This is a genomic window from Geminocystis sp. M7585_C2015_104, from assembly GCA_015295805.1.
GTDB lineage: Bacteria > Cyanobacteriota > Cyanobacteriia > Cyanobacteriales > Cyanobacteriaceae > DVEF01.
The window spans coordinates 1-17103 of sequence record DVEF01000071.1 but is presented as its reverse complement, the minus strand read 5'-3'; the positions used below and the strand labels follow the sequence as shown (position 1 = coordinate 17103).

14 protein-coding genes are annotated in these 17103 nt (G+C 46.3%); 3 read left to right on the top strand and 11 right to left on the bottom strand.

The annotated features are described in order from the left end of the window. The first annotated feature begins 2 nt into the window (after nucleotides 1-2). Nucleotides 3-302, top strand: a complete 300-nt coding sequence (locus tag IGQ44_08525; GenBank protein HIK38020.1) for a DUF2499 domain-containing protein — start codon at nucleotides 3-5, stop codon at nucleotides 300-302. A gap of 64 nt (nucleotides 303-366) precedes the next feature. Here the strand turns inward: IGQ44_08525 and IGQ44_08520 are convergent, their stop codons facing one another. From IGQ44_08520 to IGQ44_08490, 7 genes are all read right to left on the bottom strand, one after another. Further along, nucleotides 367-570: a phycobilisome linker polypeptide gene (locus IGQ44_08520; GenBank protein HIK38019.1), complete on the bottom strand. Its 204-nt coding sequence runs from the start codon at nucleotides 568-570 to the stop codon at nucleotides 367-369. A gap of 216 nt (nucleotides 571-786) precedes the next feature. Next, on the bottom strand, nucleotides 787-1272 hold the full coding sequence (gene apcB / locus IGQ44_08515; protein ID HIK38018.1) for an allophycocyanin subunit beta: 486 nt from the start codon (nucleotides 1270-1272) through the stop codon (nucleotides 787-789). A gap of 101 nt (nucleotides 1273-1373) precedes the next feature. Next, a complete protein-coding gene (locus tag IGQ44_08510) occupies nucleotides 1374-1859 on the bottom strand; it encodes an allophycocyanin (GenBank protein ID HIK38017.1) in 486 nt (161 codons plus the stop codon). Between the two features lie 260 nt (nucleotides 1860-2119). Continuing rightward, complete coding sequence (locus IGQ44_08505; GenBank protein HIK38016.1) at nucleotides 2120-2965, bottom strand: ATP-binding cassette domain-containing protein; 846 nt, start codon at nucleotides 2963-2965, stop codon at nucleotides 2120-2122. A gap of 12 nt (nucleotides 2966-2977) precedes the next feature. Next, complete coding sequence (locus IGQ44_08500) at nucleotides 2978-4978, bottom strand: ABC transporter substrate-binding protein (GenBank protein ID HIK38015.1); 2001 nt, start codon at nucleotides 4976-4978, stop codon at nucleotides 2978-2980. A gap of 23 nt (nucleotides 4979-5001) precedes the next feature. Continuing rightward, nucleotides 5002-5841, bottom strand: coding sequence for a nitrate ABC transporter permease (gene ntrB / locus IGQ44_08495; protein HIK38014.1), 840 nt, complete (start codon nucleotides 5839-5841; stop codon nucleotides 5002-5004). 65 nt (nucleotides 5842-5906) lie between these two features. Then, a complete protein-coding gene (locus IGQ44_08490) occupies nucleotides 5907-7259 on the bottom strand; it encodes an ABC transporter substrate-binding protein (protein ID HIK38013.1) in 1353 nt (450 codons plus the stop codon). Nucleotides 7260-7484: 225 nt separating this feature from the next. Between IGQ44_08490 and larC the strand changes: the two genes are divergently transcribed. Then, a complete protein-coding gene (larC, locus tag IGQ44_08485; protein HIK38012.1) occupies nucleotides 7485-8678 on the top strand; it encodes a nickel pincer cofactor biosynthesis protein LarC in 1194 nt (397 codons plus the stop codon). A 1547-nt stretch (nucleotides 8679-10225) separates the two neighbouring features. Next, complete coding sequence (locus tag IGQ44_08480; GenBank protein ID HIK38011.1) at nucleotides 10226-11845, top strand: carbohydrate porin; 1620 nt, start codon at nucleotides 10226-10228, stop codon at nucleotides 11843-11845. A gap of 68 nt (nucleotides 11846-11913) precedes the next feature. Here the strand turns inward: IGQ44_08480 and IGQ44_08475 are convergent, their stop codons facing one another. The 4 genes from IGQ44_08475 to IGQ44_08460 all read right to left on the bottom strand — a co-directional run. After that, nucleotides 11914-13494 carry an NAD(P)H-quinone oxidoreductase subunit 4 gene (locus IGQ44_08475; GenBank protein ID HIK38010.1) on the bottom strand — a complete coding sequence of 527 codons (1581 nt, stop codon included), beginning with the start codon at nucleotides 13492-13494 and terminating at the stop codon, nucleotides 11914-11916. A gap of 273 nt (nucleotides 13495-13767) precedes the next feature. Then, a complete protein-coding gene (locus tag IGQ44_08470; protein HIK38009.1) occupies nucleotides 13768-14520 on the bottom strand; it encodes a hypothetical protein in 753 nt (250 codons plus the stop codon). A gap of 267 nt (nucleotides 14521-14787) precedes the next feature. Next, nucleotides 14788-15603: a hypothetical protein gene (locus IGQ44_08465; GenBank protein ID HIK38008.1), complete on the bottom strand. Its 816-nt coding sequence runs from the start codon at nucleotides 15601-15603 to the stop codon at nucleotides 14788-14790. A 35-nt stretch (nucleotides 15604-15638) separates the two neighbouring features. Continuing rightward, nucleotides 15639-17103, bottom strand: a 1465-nt coding sequence (locus IGQ44_08460) for a hypothetical protein (protein ID HIK38007.1), incomplete at its 5' end; no start/stop codon positions are given.

The window sequence follows — 17103 nt, the reverse complement described above, 5'->3', positions numbered from 1 at the left end:
TAATGCACGCACTTTCTCTCCCCACTTGGATAGTTCATGTTTGCAGTGTTGTGGAGTGGATAGCCGCAATTTGGTTTGTGTGGCGTTACGGAGAAGTTACGAGAGATCCCAGTTGGTACTGGTTAGCCTTGGGTATGCTGCCAGCCTTAGTTAGTGCCATGTGTGCCATAACCTGGCATTTATTTGACAATAGTCCATCCTGGGAGTGGCTAGTTACCCTTCAGGCCCTAACAACCCTTATCGGTAATATCACCCTGTGTGTGGGGGGTTGGAAAATTTGGCAAACAAGAAAGGGCGCATGATGACACGCCCACGCCCTCAGACAGAAAATCTAATATGGGGGGGAATGACCAGATTATCCCATTATTATAATAAGCCAGTATTGATTCCGGGACGGCCAGTGGCCAGTTGAACCTTAAGAATCTTGCCGCCCATTTTTTGGATTCTTTGTTGCTCTTGAAACCAGTTATCGTAGGGAACTAACTTGGTGAAATAGGTATTTTGCAGTTCTCTTTGAGTTCTAATCCTGGTTTGACTTGGCACACAGGCCGTAATTTTGAACATTCTCATGCTCTCACACTCCTTAGCGGCAATCCCTATGTATTATTCTTTGTTTATTATAACCCATTTCAAACTGTAGCACTGGCAAACACAACGGTTAGGAGTCGAGAGTCAATGCTAAATTGAGCCAGCCCCGTCATAGGTCGGATCAAAATAGCACTCACTCCAGACCATCCTAACCCTACCGGTTAAAGTCTAATCTCTTGCAACTGGACTACACAGCCATTAGCTCAAGCCGGAGCAGATGTAGTCGAAGTAAACACCCATTTCCTTGCCGGCTTCGGCACCTACCAAACTGGCGGTGACTTCTTTCATGGCTTGGATGGCTTGGACGGTGGAGCTGATGGGCACGCCGAGGGAGTTATAGGTTTCCTTCAAGCCATTTAATACTCTTTCATCGAGGATAGAGGGATCGCCAGCCAGCATGGCATAGGTAGCATAGCGGAGGAAGTAGTCCAAGTCGCGGATGCAGGCGGCATAGCGACGGGTGGTGTACATGTTGCCGCCGGGGCGAGTTACATCAGAGTATAGCAGGGACTTAGCTACAGCCTCTTTTACGATGTTAGCGGCATTAGCGCTGATGATGCTGGCGGCACGAACACGGAGGGCGCCGCTTTGGAAATAGTTTTTCAGTTTTTGGATGGCGTTAGCGTCCAGGTATTTGCCTTGAACGTCAGCAGAGTTGATTACGGCGGTGATTGCGTCTTGCATTGTTGTTTCCTTAATTTCTTAGTGGACTTTAGAAGATGAGGGTGATAGCTTTATGGGTTACTTTTTCAGAGGATAACAAGAGATGGGGCTAAAAATTGGGCTTACTGCATGGCCCCGATTACATAGTCGAAGTAAGTTGCTGCCTCAGCGGCATCTTCGGGGGAGAGCAGGGACATAGCCACTTCTTTCATCTCGCGTACGCTTTGGGCCACAGCGCCGATGTCAGTGCCCAGGGACTTGTACATTTCTTTTACCCCTATCAAGCCGATTTCTTCGATGGGGGTTACATCGCCCGCTACGATCCCGTAGGTGATCAGACGTAAGTAGTAGTCCATATCCCGCAGGCAGGTGGCGGTCATTTCTTCGCCATAGGCATTGCCACCAGGGGATACGATGTCAGGGCGTTTTTGGAAGAGACGATCGCCGGCCTCTTTAACAATGCGCTCACGGGCGCCAGTGAGGGTTTCGGCGATGCGGAGACGGGCTTCGCCGGAGTTTACAAAAGCTTTGATTCTGTCCAATTCACCGGGGCTGAGATAACGAGCCTCGGCGTCCGCATTCACGATAGCTTTCGTGACGATACTCATTTAGGGATTCCTCCAAACAAGTTTTTAAATACTGCTTATTTATTAAACCAGAAAACTGGTCAAGCCCGTATTGGTTGGATTAGAAATTTCCTGAATTTTTTGTCAGGTGTGGATATTTGTTTCTCATACTCAGCCTTTAGGGCCTTTCTGAGGATTTGCTTTAACAATGAGAGGCTTAACATCTCTCCGCTGATTATTTTGCGATATTAAGTCCCCCTGTGCTTCATTTTCTTAATACTTTTTAACATTTTGCTAAGCTACTAGGCCACATCCTCATGGGCATAGCGGTTGTAGAGGAAGTCTAGGACGTAGTTGCGCAATTCGTAGTACTGGGGGTCCTCCATTATAATATCGCGGATTCTGGGGCGAGAAAAGGGCACAGAAACGATTTCGCCGATGGTGGCCTCTGGCCCATTGGTCATCATGACTATACGGTCAGCCAGAAATAGGGCTTCATCAATATCATGGGTAATCATTAAAACAGTACAACGGTGTTCTTGCCAGATATTGAGTAGCTCTTCTTGTAGTTCTTCCTTGGTGATAGGATCCAGAGCGCCAAAGGGTTCGTCGAGGATAAGCACTTCGGGGCGGATAGCCAGGGCTCGGGCAATAGAGGTTCTTTGTCGCATACCCCCGGAAATTTGGGGAGGTTTCTTGTTGGCGGCATCACTCAGTCCTACCAGAGCCAAGTGTTCCCGGACTATGGCTCTTTTTTCGGCCTCCCTCTTGTCCGGGTATACGGCATCTACTGCTAGATATACATTTTCAAATACCGTTAACCAAGGCAAAAGGGCATAATTCTGAAATACTACCATTCTATCCGGCCCCGGTTCTGTAATTTTTTTACCTTTCAAGTATACTGCGCCTTTAGTGGGGCTTGTGAATCCGGCAACCATGTTTAGGAGTGTAGACTTGCCACACCCCGAGTGTCCGATGATGCAGACAAACTCGCCTTCATTGACTATGAGGTTAACGTCCTTTAAAACGGTCAGGGGGCCTTTGGGGGTGGGATAAACTTTGGAAACGTTATCAATGGTCAAGAAAAAGTCGAACTGTAGTTGTTTTTCCATCTTTTTAACGATTTCCCTTCTTCTATAAGTTTCCATAATCTGCTCCCTCTACATAGCGAGTGAAACGGTGTTATCCAGGTGAATTTCTGCCATGGTGATGTTTCGTTTTATGGTCAAACTGTTGAGGTAGGCGATGGGATCTTCTCCGTCGAAGAAAACACCATCCATAAGACAGATGGGTTGTCGGCGGTATTTCAAATTACTCAATCCCAGTTCGCGACAGGCGGTGCTATATACACTCACCCGACAGACACGTTCGAGAATTTCCATCCAGTTGCGGGGGAAGGGAATGTCTCCCCAGCGTGCCATTTGTGTAATCATCCACAAACACTCGGTGCGACTGGGGCGGTTAACACCATCGCCGAAAAAGAGGTGGTGGGCATACTGGACGGGGGGATTAAGATTACAGGTATAGTTAAGGGGGTCTCCCAATTGGATGTATTCTATTTTGGTGGCCAGATAGTGGCGCTGAGCCAGAATTTTTCGGATTTCCTCATGGTTTTCCGGCTGGGCACAGAATTGGCAGGCGGAAAGAAGTGCCTTTACCAGTGCGATGTGGGTGTTGGGGTAGGCATTGGCCCAGTCTTCGCGGACTCCTAGGACCTTGCCGGGGTGTCCATCCCACAGTTCCAAGTCGGTGGCCACGGTAAAGCCAATGCCTTCAAGAGCGGCACGAAGATTCCAGGGTTCGCCCACACAGAAACCGTCAATTATTCCGGATTTTAAGTCTGCTACCATTTGGGCGGGGGGAATAGTTTGGAGACGAACGTGGTAGTCTGGATCAATTCCCTGGGCGGCCAGCCAATAGCGCAAGAGTAGATTGTGCATGGAACTCGGGTGTACTATACCAAAGGTATGGGTTGCGGCTGCCGATTCTAGGAGAAATCTTTTCAATGCCTTGCCGTCGAATATCCCCTTTTCATAAAAACTTTTTCCTAGGGTGATAGCATTGCCATTTCTAGTCATGGTGAGGGCAGTCACCACAGGGGTCGGTTTCCCCTGGTGGCCACCAATGGTCAGCCAGGCAGGCATTCCGGCGGGCATTTGTGCCGCATCCAGATAACCCCCCACAATGCCATCTACAATGCCACGCCAGCTACTTTCCCTGACAAGAGTAACCTCCTCCAGACCATGTTTAGCAAAAAAACCTTTTTCCTTAGCAATAACCAGGGGAGCACAGGCCGTCAGGGGCACAAAACCGATTTGAAGGTTAATTTTTTCAAGGCCATGACGACTGATAACGGTGTGTTTTTGGGCTCGTAGTTTTTTAATTTGTTTTTGGCGGTTAAGGAAGTAGATGATTTCACTTCTAAGACTGTAGTAACTGGGGTGTTTTACTAGTTCCATTCTCTGACGGGGGCGAGGGATTTCCACCTCGAGGATTCCACCGATTTGAGCCCCGGGGCCATTGGTTAACATCACAATGCGGTCAGACAGGAAAACCGCCTCATCCACGTCATGGGTTACCATTACGGCGGTGATTTGATGACGGGTGCAAAGATTCATCAACTGTTCCTGAAGATTGCCGCGGGTGAGGGCATCCAGGGCACCAAAGGGCTCGTCTAACAGTAGCAGTTGTGGACGAATGGCCAAAGCCCTGGCTATAGCCACTCTTTGTTTCATGCCCCCGGATAGTTGGCCGGGGTATTTGTCACTGGCATGACTTAGGCCCACAAGGCGGATATGTTCTTCTACTATTTCTCTTTTTTCTGCCGCCGAGTAGTCTTTCATCACCTCGTCTACTGCCAGGGCGATGTTTTGACGCACTGTCAGCCATGGGAGGAGACAGTAACTTTGGAATATTACCATCCTTTCGGGGCCCGGTTCTTTTACTGGCTTCCCGGAGAGGGTAACAACCCCTTTGCTTGGCAATTCCAAGCCAGCGATTATATTCAGAAGGGTGGACTTACCGCAGCCGGAGTGTCCTATGAGGGAGATGAATTCACCTTTTTTGATTTCTAAGTTAATCCCCTTAAGGGCTAAATATTCTCCGCCGCCGGTGCTGGGGAATACTTTTTCTACGTTGTCTACAGCTACGAACAGTGCCATAGTTCCTGCCTCCTGTTGTGGGGTTACTGTTGGGGGGCAATGAGTTTTTGCAGAAAGGCGATTCCTCTGTCCAAAAGGAGACCCACTGCGCCGATGTAGATTACTGCCAAGATGATTTCACTAATGTAGTTTTGCTGGTAGGCATCCCAGATAAAGAAGCCGATTCCTACAATTCCGGACATTACGATCTCAGCGGCGATGATTGCTAGCCAGGCCAGTCCTATTCCTATTCTCAGACCGGTGAAGATGTAGGGTAGGGCGGAGGGGATGAGGATTTTTAGGAAGAACTTTTGTTTTGACAGTCGCAGTACCCTTTTAACATTGATGTAGTCTTGGGGAATTTGTTTGACCCCCTCCTTGGTATTGATTAGGATGGGCCAGACGGCAGTGATGAATATGACAAAGATGGCGGCAGGTTGGTTTTTCTGTAGGGCAACCAGGGCAATGGGCACCCAGGCAAGAGGGGCGACCATTCGGAGAAATTGGAAAATAGGATCAAGAGCCTTGTCGAGGAAGGGGTTGGTGCCCACGAGAATTCCTGTGCTAATGCCCACCACCGCCGCCAGTGAGTACCCCTGGGCTACACGTCCCAGACTGGCTAGGGTTTGCCAGAATAAGCCCTTGTCCAGACCCCCACGGTCGTAAAAGGGGTACAATAATAGTGTTCTGGTGCGTTCATCTGTAAACAGGCTACTAGGGCCGGGCAAACGCATTCCTGGAAACTTGGAGACCACTTCCCACAACAGAAGAAAGGAGGCAATGCCCAGCAGTGGGGGGAGGAGGTCGTCCCTGTATTTTTTCCAGAGACTAATTATGATATTGTTGCCGTTTCTGCCACTAGATACTCTGAGGTAATTGGCCATAACATTCTCCTTGTTTTTTTTTTTTTTGAATAGTCAAAGAAAGGAAAAAAAGCTAGAACAGCGACTTAGATATTTTTAATTTCTAGGCTCTTGAGATAGGCCTCGGGGTTTTCGGGGTCAAACACTTTGCCGTCAAAAAAGGTTTCTATGCCCCGAGAGGTGGTGGGGGGGATGTCAGCGGTAAAACCAGCCTCGGCCGCCGCTTCGCGCCACAGCTCCTCCCTATTTACTCTGTCGATAATCTTTTTGATTTGGTCGAAGTCGTTGATTTTGCCCTTGTGGAACCCCCAACGCAGAGTTTCGGTTAAAAACCACAAGTCATGGCTTTTGTAGGGATAGGAGACACTCCCTCGTTCGTCTTTCCAGTAAAGGGGGCCTTTTTTAAAGTCATTGACTTCCGTTTGGCCGTCTCCCATAATGTACTTACCCTGATAGGGGGGAGTAAGTACATCAGCAGGAATATTAAAATAGTTGCGCCCACTGACGATACTGATCAATTCGGCACGGTTGTTGGGGTTGTCACACCACTGCTGGGCTTCCATAACGGCCTTGAGAATGGCCTTAGTAGCCTTAGGATGTTTATCTACCCAATCGGCGCGGATGGCCAGATATTCTTCGGGGTGGTAGGGCCAGATTTGGGCGGTGAGGGCAGCCATGTGGCCAATATCTTCGGTGATAATACGATAGGGCCAGGGATCTCCCGTACTAAAGGCGTCCATAGTGCCGTTGCGCATCCCCTGTACAGTTTCAGCGGGGGGCACGGCCAACAGATCAACATCCTTGTCGGGGTGGACACCACCGGCGGCAAACCAATAACGAATCCAAAAGTCTTGGTTAGCATTGGGGAAGGTATAGGCCGCCTTGAATTTACGTCCATTGGTTTTTGCAAAATTTTTCACATACTCGGCGGCATTTTTGCAGTTCAAATGTAATCCTTTGCCTGAGTGGGTGCGAGCTATGGCAATGCCGTTGCCCTGGGTGCTAAGTTGTGCTAGAACATACATAGGCACTTTATTCCCATTGGTGATAATGCCCTCGCTGATGAGATGGGGCATAGGCATTTGCCATTGTCCACCGTCTATGCCGCCGCCTTCTGAACCGATAGTGACATTATCCCTGGCAGAGGCCCAGTTGGCCTGTTTGGATAATACCACGTCCGTCATGCCATATTTGGCAAAGAAGCCCTTCTCCTTGGCTATGATTAGAGGGGCAGATTCCACAATGGGAATATAGCCCAGTCTGATGGTGGTGGTTTCCGGACGGACTTCTGGACTGGGATTAGTGGCGGCAGTGTTAGTGGGGTTGTTGGTGTTGGCCTGATTCTCCCCTGGTGGATTTCCCAAACAGCCCTTGAGTAAAACAGCACCCGCGGTTATACCAGCAGTCCTCAGGAAGTTCCTACGGGAAAAATTTGGCATTTGACCTCCTTTGACCAATAATCATAGACTTATGTCTATCTTTTTGTCTTATATTATTATTTTTATTCTATGGCTATTTTAGGTGGGGAGTCCGGCGAATGTCAATAATATAGGGTTATAAATATCTTGGGGGATGTATTAGTTTTTAAAATAGTTCTGGGAGTAGAAGCTATAGTGGGGTTATTGGGGTATATAGGACTGTGGAATGGTTTGGAGGGAAGGAAAATGAGTAGAATTGCCTATTTGCAGTGTGCCACTGGGGTGGCGGGGGACATGTTTTTGGGGGCGTTGGTGTCGGCGGGTGTGCCTTTTGCGTATCTAAGTGATAAACTGGCACTGTTGACAATAAGGGATGAATTTGAGTTACGGCAAGAAGGGGTGTTAAAAAATGGTCAACTAGCCACAAAAATTCACGTGGAGGTTTTTTCCAGTCAAAGGCGTCCTCATCGTCATTTTGCCGACATAGCGGAAATTATTGACAACAGTGGTTTACCCCCTGCCGTCAAGGAGAAGAGTATAGAGATTTTTAGGCATTTAGCGGTGGCGGAGGCGAAAGTCCATGGCACCACTGTGGAGAAGGTACACTTTCATGAGGTAGGGGCTGTCGATGCCATTGTGGACATAGTGGGTACTTGTATTGGGTTAGACTATCTGGGGGTGGAAAGACTATACTGTTCGCCTCTCCCCGTTGGGGGTGGCACCGTGGTGACTTCTCATGGTACCCTTCCTGTGCCCGTGCCAGCTGTACTACAGATGTTTCAAGACCGTCAAGTGCCAGTATATAGTAATGGCATTGAGAGAGAATTGGTAACCCCCACTGGCGCTGCCATTGTCACCACCCTGGCTGTGGATTTTGGACCGCCGCCTGCCATGAAAATTACTAAAATTGGTTTAGGCGCAGGCAGTCTAGATTTACCCCTTCCCAATATTTTAAGGCTTTGGTTAGGGGAAACGGCCACTTCCCCCTTACTTGAAGAAGTTGCCGTATTGGAAACTCAGATTGACGACTGTAATCCTCAAATTCTCGCCCATGTAGCCACGGAGTTGTTGCGATTGGGGGCCTTGGATGTATTCCAACAGCCTGTTGCCATGAAGAAAAACCGTCTTGGCACTCTTCTTACCGTTATCTGTGAGCTGGATAAGATTAACATCTGCGAGAATTTCTTATTTGGACATACTACCACCCTTGGCATTCGTCGTCAAATCCAAACCCGTGCTGTCCTCGAGCGACAAATTGTTTCTGTTAAAACTAAATTTGGCGATGTCCGTGTAAAAATCGCCTATCATAACGGTGAAATTCTCAATGTCCAGCCCGAGTACGAGGACTGTCTCCGCATATCCCAGTCTCTTCAAATTCCTCTCCATCTCATTCACTTAGAAGCTGAGTACCAGGCTAGACTTTCTCTTTTATCGAGTTAGTTGCAGTATTTTAGCAAATGTGCTTTTTCTTTTACGCCAAGCACTTTGGCAGTACCCTCGCCTGCCGCTGTCATACACCCTCCCCCAGTTCTATCCCAGAATATGTCTTTTTGTCAAGGTCTTTAGCCGGAGTTTGGACTTTTCGGACATCAAAACCTCCTTGATAGCCAATTTCAAAAACCTCCCCTATTACCCCCTAAAAGCTCTTCCCCCTTCTTATCTGCCCTTATACTCCTTGTTAACAGTCAAAATGCCCCTGAACATCTTTTTATTCCCCCGTCTTTATCACAAATAACAAATACTTTTTTCTCATCCACTCTCCCAATATCCAGCTAGCATAGGTCATCAAAATCAAAGCACTTCTTCATGTCCTTATTCATTTTTTTGTTTAGGGTTAGTAAACTTTTTAAATTCCTAATTGTTGCAAATCCCTATAGCTTTATCTGCTTCTCGCAGGTTCGCAAGTACTTTCTCTCCCAGAAACCTGCTATATTTCCTTTTTTTCTCTCCTTTGTGGTCAAATCTTATCTCTCTATAAGTCATTTTATACCCTCTAACAACAGGTAAACTTATTCTCATACCACCTCCAGGTAAAATTGCTGATTCGTTTGAATTCTTCAACCTTACTCTGGAATTTATCTCTTTTTCCTCCCACTCAAAAACTTGTTTATTCTCTGTAATCAGAACATTTATTTAATTAAAAGTTATTTACAGCGTTTCAAAATAAAAAAATGATATCCTTGTTTCCCTCTCGAAAGTTGTTCCAGCGTATTTATTTTTGAAAAAATTACATTTTATCTATTTTGAGCCTGTCATGGCGAGTCATGAGGTGTTATTAAATAAGTCTAACGGCAGCGCCCCATGCCTTGTTTCATCAACTGGTCTTTGGATTAATTTATATGCTCCTGGAAACCGTATTTCGAGTTTGATAGTAATCCAGAGCTTCTTGAGAGTTCGGTGAGTTGTATTAATCACACTCCACTAAAAGTTCTTATAACAATTATTTTACAATTTTTTCAACGAGGTATGTTGTCAATGTTCGAGATATATTTTCATACACTTTTATTATTTTATTATATTCTGTAGGCCTCAATTGGCGACCAACCTATTTAAATTTTATTTAATTTTTAACTTCATTTTTTTAGTTTCCAAATCCGGCTGTAGGAGTTTTTTTATCTTTTTCCTCCTTATTTTTTATTCCTGCTTTTCTCGGCTTCTTTCTTATTTTTCCCCCCGCGCCCTTCCCATCTGCTTTCCTTGTTTAACTTTCTTTATTTCACATCTCCTTTTTTCTCCTCTCTCTCTGCTCCTCTTTTTCCCTGTTGTTGACTCTTAGTTTCAATAAAATCTTTGTCAACACGAGTGTTTTGGCAGTCCTTTTGCCTGCCGCCATGATATTATCCTAGCGAAAAAAAACGCAAATGTGGGAATATTTGAACAAGAAATCAGGGGCAAAAAGGAAAAAATCAGGAAAATTGGTAGAGGCTGGCGAAAAATTGGTTAAATGGAAGAAATGAAAAATTTGTGAAGGAGGAACGGAGACAAATATGAAAAGTAGTGGCATTATAAAGGTCTGTTTTGCAGGAGTGGGAACAGTATTACTGAATACAGTATTATTGAATGGTGGGGTGGCATGGGGTAGTCCAGAAGTTTTGGAAATATTAGACAGGTTGGAGGAATACAACCAGAATAAACAACAGCTACCCCAGGTAACATCAGCGTCGCAGTTGAGGGATGTGTCGCCGACAGACTGGGCCTTTGAGGCCTTAAGGAATCTGGTGGAGAGATATGGATGTATTGTAGGATACCCGGACAGGACTTTCAGAGGCAACAGGGCGATAAGTCGCAATGAGTTTGCGGCGGGTTTGAACGCATGTATGCAAGCAATAGAGCGTTTACAAGCACAAGGGGGCACACTGCCGGCAGATGATTTGGATAGACTGAAGAGACTGTTGAGGGAGTTTGAGGCAGAGTTGGCAGCTTTACAGGGAAAAGTTGACAAGTTAGAAGGCAGGGTAGCTTTTCTGGAGGGCAATCAGTTTTCCACCACCACCAAACTAACAGGACAAGCTGTATTTGGGCTGGCAAGTATTCTCAACGGGCAGAAGAGTGGGGGAAGTGAGAACATTGAAAAGGTGCCTGTATTTGGGCATCGCACCCGGTTGGAATTGAATACGAGCTTTACTGGCAAGGATTTACTCTATACTCGTTTGACAACAGGGAATTTCCCCGACTTGGCGGAGACGGCAGAAACTAGCCAGGCGACTTTAGCCTTTAGCCAACCAAATAACAACAAGGTGGCGGTGGAGGTTTTATATTACAGGTTTCCTGTTACTGATAATATGAGCGTATGGCTGGAGGGGACTGGGGGTGCGGTAGAAGACTTTACTGAAACTATAAGCCTTTTAGACGGGGATGGCGCTAGCGCGGCCTTGTCTAAATTTGGCACCCGCAATTACATCTACTATCACCCCCCGGGCACGGGTATAGGCTTTAAGGGAAACTGGGATAAGTGGAAGTTGAGTGTGGGGTATCTAGCATTTTCGGCGGCTTCACCCAGGAAGGGGGAGGGCTTATTTAATGGCCCATATGGGATTACAGGTCAGTTAGGTTACTATCCCAACGAGGATTTTGCCATTGCGTTTACCTATGGACATGGGTATAACGTACCAGAAATAGCGAAAATCAGTGGCAAATTCAGTAATATTTTAGCCCCTAGCGAGGACTCGTTGAGGGCTTCCTACAACAGCTACTCTCTCACCATGTCATGGCGGTTGGCAGACAACTTTGTGATAGGGGGATGGGGAGGGTATTCCAAGGTGAAAACCCTTACCTCCTACGACGATGGGAATATCACAATAGGGAGGGGTACTTCTGATTTTTGGTATTGGGCAGTAACACTGGGGTTTCCGGACTTGTTCAAAGAGGGAAGTTTAGGGGGTATTATTGTGGGGATGCCCCCCTGGCAGACAAAAAGTAATATCAGAGTAAACGGGGAAAGACTAGGGGGAGAGAATTCTTCTATTCATGTGGAGGCCTTCTACCAGTATCCTATAAACGACAACATAAGTATTACTCCCGGAGTGATAATAGTCACAAAGCCGGGAAACGACAACAGGAATGATCCCCTGGTGATTGGAACCATCAGGACTACTTTTTCCTTCTGATTAGGGGAAGCTATACCCCACGGGCTTGTCTTATCCCCACCCCAAGCGGGCGGGGAAGTTTTTTGGGTTTACCTAATGGCAGGTGCTTTGAGGGGTGTGTTTGGGAAGAGGGAGGCAGTGGCCGCTGATTTCAAGGTGGGAACTGCCTGGCGAATGAAGGCGGTTACCTGGTCAGTGGTGGCCTCGTAGATGGCTGTAACTGACTTGGGATACAAGCCAATACCTATAACTGGGACTAGCAGACAGGCGATAATGAACACCTCGCGGGGTTCGGCATCAATGAGGTGAGTATGGGCTACTAACTCGGGATTTTCTGGGCCGTAGAGCATTTCCCGTAACATGGATAACAGGTAGATGGGGGTGAGGATGACGCCGACGGCCGCCAGGAGAATCACTACCAGTTTGAAGGTAAGACTATAGGCATCACTGGTGGCCATGCCTATGAAGACCATCAATTCCGCCACAAAGCCACTCATGCCGGGTAGGGCGAGGGAGGCAAGACAGCAGGCAGTCCACATGGCGAAGATTTTTTTCATCTTTTGGCCCACTCCACCCATTTCGTCCAACATGAGAGTGTGAGTGCGATCGTAGGTGGCTCCCACCATGAAGAAGAGACTGGCCCCAATCAACCCGTGGGAGATCATTTGTAACATAGCTCCACTCATACCGATTTCGGTGTAGGAGGCAATGCCAATTAGGACAAACCCCATGTGGGAAATGGAGGAGTAGGCAATTTTGCGTTTCAGGTTGCGTTGAGCAAAAGAGGTAAAGGCGGCATATATGATGTTTACCACTCCCAGAATTATCAACACTGGGGCGAAAATCACATGGGCATCCGGTAGCATTGCCGCATTCATACGTATTAGGGCGTAGCCCCCCATTTTAAGGAGAATACCAGCCAGCAACATGTGAGCGGGGGCAGTAGCTTCACCGTGGGCGTCTGGCAGCCAGGTGTGGAGGGGGAAGATAGGGAGTTTGACACCGTAGGCGACGAGGAAGCCGGCATATAGGAGTATTTGAAGATTCAGGGGGTAGTGTTTTTGGGCGATGGCCGTCATGTCGAAGGTGGTGGTATCGCCGTAAAAGGCCATGGTCAAGCCGGCCACAAGTATAAACAAAGAACCCCCTGCGGTGTAAAGGATGAATTTAGTGGCGGCGTAGAGGCGTTTAGGCCCCCCCCAGATGGAGAGGATCAGGTATACTGGGACTAGTTCCAACTCCCATGCCAGGAAGAAGAGTAACATGTCTTGTACGGCAAAGACAGCAATTTGTCCGCCGTACATGGCCAGCATGAGGAAGTAGAATAGCTTTGGCTTGAAACTGACTGGCCAGGCCGCCATGATAGCTAAGGTGGTAACGAATCCCGTGAGGAGGATTAGAGGCATGGACAGGCCATCGGCGGCCACTGACCATTTTAGGTCTAAATCGGGGATCCAGGTATATTTTTCTACCAGTTGTAAACCCGGATTATCTAAATCGTATCCTATGTAGAAGGCATAAACTATAAGGAAAAAGTCGAGTAGAGCCACTACTAGGGCATACCATCTAACAGTTTTGCCCTCTTTATCCGGGATTAGCCAAACAAATAGTGCGGCGATTACCGGGAAGAGGATGATAGTCGTCAGCCAGGGAAAATTAGTTAAACTCATTGGAGAATCTTACTACTTTTTGCCTATTGACTAGTTCGTTCTTGTTAAAATTTGTAGCCATTGACGTCTATGATTGCCCTTGTTGTGAGTCATAGACGCCGGGTAAGACACACATATCAACAATGTAACAGTATTTTCCCTCTAGTAGTCTTGTCATAATGTTAAGTTTTGTTATTGCTAACTTCAATTCTCATCCCCCCATATGAGCCACAAGTAGGGGTCTATAATTATAAACACCCACAGCTTCTACAACCCACCTTTTAAAACCAGAGACTAGTGGACAGGGAATTCAATTTCTCCCGATTCCACCAGGCGCCAGTATTGATTTTCCTGTTTCACCAAAGCCGGTTTTATGATTGTAATATCTTTCCCCATATAACTCTTATTAGGGCCTTCTCTGAATTGAAATATTTTTGATTTGTTTATTATGTCTGTCAGGGTTTGGACATTGAAAAGTGTGTCGGGATTTAAGAATAGATAAAATGAGCCCATGTCATCCCCTACAACATAATAGTCTCCTCTGCGGTGGTCTTCCTGGAATTCTACTACTCCCCCCCAGCTGCCAGTCATTATTTTCTCTACTGTTTCTTTAGTGAGGGCCACTTGTATTGCATTGTGGAAGAGACTATTAGGGTTTTCTCTGTAGGCTTTTAACAGTGATGAGTATTCCGATTCTTCTTGTGGACTGATTTGCGGTGTCTGAGTTTGAATTTCTTTGTATTCATATTGTATTTTGGTTGTACCTTTTAGCTCCTCATTGCCACTCTGCAGCAAAGACAGTTCGACATCTGTTGCTTCTTTCAACTGAATAATCTTGCTGCTCATTTCTGAGAGTGAGAGCTGAATCTCCGCAATTTTTTTGTTGAATTCTGCGTGGATTTTCTCATTAGTCTCCTCTAATTTCTGTGTCCTATCTGCCAGGAATTCTATTTTCCTCTCAACCTGACCTATTTCTTTAGACAATTCGGAGTATACCCGGCTTATTCTTCCCCCCTTGAATAAGTTTAATTTGATCAAAGAACTCAAGGGCCCTCTCGGGTCTGCCAGAAGGAGTAATAAGTAAAGTAAACACCCTAATATAAGGATATTTAGAAACAGATTTATAAGGGGAATTATAGTATTATTTGGAGCGGGATTAGGGTGGGGGTAATTTTGTTGTTGGTAGGAGAAGGAAAAAGTAGTGTTATGGGCATAAATAGTGGTGAAATGGGGGGGGAGTGAGGGATGGGTTGTTGTTAGTACACCAATGATGGTCAGGGTGAGGAATTTGTTTTTCATAGATACCTCCGGAGGCTATTGAAATTGCAGAATTCCTTTTTCAACCAGGCGCCATTTTTCCTGTTCATGCGGCACTACTTTTGCTGTTTTTATTATTCTAAATTTCCTGTTGTTTTTGGGGTCACCTTGAATATGGAATATGTGCATAATGGCCTTCATATTGGTATTAATTTTCAGCTCCCAGTGGGGGAGTAAGCGGAACTCACTATTGGGTAATTCTACTACTAGATACTCCTCAAACTTAGAAGGCTCAAAGATAATTTCGGCCCCCGGGTTGAGATATATATTTTCCAAGGTACTTTTGGTGAGATTTACTGAGCAAGAATATTGTTGGAGACTGGTGGGGTTTTGGTTGTAACAATCAATTAGTTGTTGTTCATAGGGGTTTATGGAAACAGGTTTTGCCCGGGATTCTGCACTGTTTTTTTGGGGGGATTGTGAGGAGATTGCAACTACCTCAGTGGTCTCTGTATCTGTTTCTATCTCGATGAATTCGGAGTGGTATATATTCTGGGTTTTTATCTCCGAATTTTCCTTTTCATTTTCTAGCAGTTGTATTCTTTCTTCCAGATTTTTCACCCTGTCTTCTAGGCGGGCAATTCTTTCGAGTAATTCATGGTTATATTCTGCCATTTTTTGTTTCAATTGCCTCATCTCCAGTTTATATTTATTGAGCTTACTAAGGGCGATTCTAGCCCATGTTTCGGCTTTTCTAAGTATATCCTTCGGTTTAGAAAGGGAATAGGCAGTCAAGTCCCAGTGGCATACAGTACATTTTGTTTTCCCGGGTATTAAGAGACTGCCACAAACTGGACATTTAGATGGAAGCATGTCAGTTTCCGGAATTTGTGATACGGTGAATAGGATTATCCTCTCCAAGCGTCAGCCCAACGTTTGCCCAGGATGTGTAGGAGGGATTTCAAACCCATAATGAAGGGGGTGGCCTCCCGGATATCTTTGGCTTCGCCTCTTACGTCTAGGAGTTTGTCCTCTAGATGGCGATAGACTTCTCGCCAGAGTTGGGCATTGGCATCTTCTCCCCTTTGGTGTCTGTAGTCGTGTTTGGGGAGGGGTTGTAGACTTTCTATGCCCAAGTTTCTTAAACCCTCATGGAATTCGTAGAGGAAGTTTTTGAGATTGGTAAGACGAGGTATATCCATTTTGGTAATAGTTCCTTCCAGGTGGAGACGAGACTTCCAGTCCTTTTCCAGCCTATATTCTTGCTTATCATCATGGTATTCTAGATAGAAATCTTCCCCGGCGATGACATCAAAGTCGGTATACTCTGTGATTCCTTCCAATTCGGTTTGGGAAACCACTAAACCGGCAGCTATCTCGTGTTTAGGGCGACTACTTAGTTGGGTTTTTTCTTGGGTGTCAGAAAAGCCCGAGGCTTTACTCAAAATGTAACTGAGTAGCCTGTTGAGTTCGGCATTTTTGTCATAGATGCCGGTGGGGGAAAGCCAGTGGAAGAAACGGCTACCATTGCCGCCGACATATACCGGGGTGACTTGGGGAGTGGAATATTTTCCCTGTTCGTGTAGTACTTTAAGACACAGACCTATATAGTAGTATAGACCTGCTATGCCAATGGCAGTAATAGTCATTAGGTGTTGGAAGTAGGGGTCATTGTTTTTATAAATCCGTTTTGAATGTAGCCATTCTTCTCCCTTGTGACGGAGGGCGACATCTATTTTAGCCATTATGGACAAGTCAGTACCTTCTTGCCACCCACCCGGTATGAATTCCTCCATAAGCTGTTGGGCATAGGGGGGGTTATGGGCGAGGATTTCGGAGAAGATACTCTTACCCGCCACCGAGAGGGAACACTGGTACACAATACGCCTGTTTTCCCATATGGATATATCAGATGTGCCACCGCCGATGTCTATACAGGTGGTACGCACCAGGGGGTGTTTTTCCTTGTCGTTGAAATACTGGGCTAGGGCCACACTTTCTGTACAAAAACGACGTTCATCATCTATTTGTGGTACTGAATACTCCAAGCCAGTTTTTGGACTCAGGGTATCACAGATTTCTTGCCAACTGCGGTGGAAGGTCATTCTATCGGTTTTGGAAAAAGCGGCGGGATAGGAGATACACCAGTGAATTTCACTAATCTTTTCGGCGACGGCAATAGCAGAAATGTGGAGTACAAGATGGCGTAAGAAAGCCTTTGCAAATCTGAGATTAGACCACTTGAGGTCAGTCCTAATCCAACGTTTGTTGGGGTTAAAGGCGGTGGGGTCCGGGATATAAATTCGACCGTCTAGAATGGGTTGTAATTCCCCTTCCTCGTTGCCGTTTTTGTGGGTAAGGACGGTGTACAGT